This is a genomic window from Kitasatospora sp. MY 5-36 (assembly GCF_001182915.1).
In the GTDB taxonomy this organism is placed as follows: Bacteria; Actinomycetota; Actinomycetes; order Streptomycetales; family Streptomycetaceae; genus Kitasatospora.
In genome coordinates this window covers 1-958 of the sequence record NZ_LFVW01001298.1, presented here as the reverse complement: position 1 = coordinate 958, position 958 = coordinate 1, and the positions used below count along the sequence as shown (strand labels likewise).

The 958-nt window shown below is 76.7% G+C and carries 1 protein-coding gene; it reads right to left on the bottom strand.

Going from position 1 to position 958, the window contains the following annotated elements:
- Positions 1–958: sigma-70 family RNA polymerase sigma factor (locus AE652_RS42070; protein WP_369808381.1), on the bottom strand; the 958-nt coding region annotated here is incomplete at both ends.

Genomic DNA, 958 nt, shown 5'->3' with positions numbered 1-958 from the left:
CCGCTGCCGCACCGCCGACGGCGGCGGCACCGCCCACGGCGGCCGCGGCGGCGCCGAACCCGCCGACGCCGATCCAGACCAGCACCCCGCCGGGCAGCAGGGCGCGCAGCCCGGTGTTGATCTCGGTCAGTTCCAGGCAGGCGGCCGTGCAGCGGTCGCACTCAGTGAGGTGCCGGCCGACCTCCGCCGAGGCCCGCTTGCGCAGCGAGCCGCGCGCGTACGCGCCGAGCCGGTTGGCGTACGCCTCGCAGGCGCTGTCCTGGCTGCCCGAGACGTGCGCCTGGAGGAACGCGGCGGCGAGCCGGTCGCGGGCCCGGTGGGCCTGGACGGCGGTGGCGTTGGCGGTCTTGCCGAGCATCACCGCGACGGTCTTCGGGGACTCCCGCTCGACCTCGGTGTGCCAGAGCACCATCCGGTCGTCCTCGGGCAGTTCGGCGTAGGCCTGCATGACCATCCGCTGGTCGGCCATCGCCATCGCCCAGGCGTCGGCGCCCGGGTCGGCGAGGTCGAAGTCGACCACGGCGGCCGAGGTCTGCGCGAACACGGCGAAGTCGTCGACGAGTTGCTCGCGCCGCTCGCTGCGGTGCCAGGCGGCGGCGACGTTGCGCACGGCGGTCAGCAGGTACGCGCGGACGGCGAACTCGGGGCCCTTGCCCGCCCGCAGCGCCTGCAGGGTGCGGGCGAAGACCTCGCCCGCGAGGTCCTCGGCGGTGAAGCTGTCCCGGCAGCAGGTGCGGGCGTAGCGTCGCACCGAGTCGGCGTGCCGGCGGTAGATCTCCTCGTACGCGGTGTCGTCGCCGGCCCGCACCCGGGCGGTCAACTCGGAGTCGGAGGCCGGGCGCTCGCCGTCCACCGGGTCGGCGGGGGCGGGCACGGTCGGCCGGGCGGTGCGGCCGTCGCCGGTGAACGGTTCGCCGACGAACGCCTCGGGGGCGACGCCGCCCCGGCCCGCCGGGGC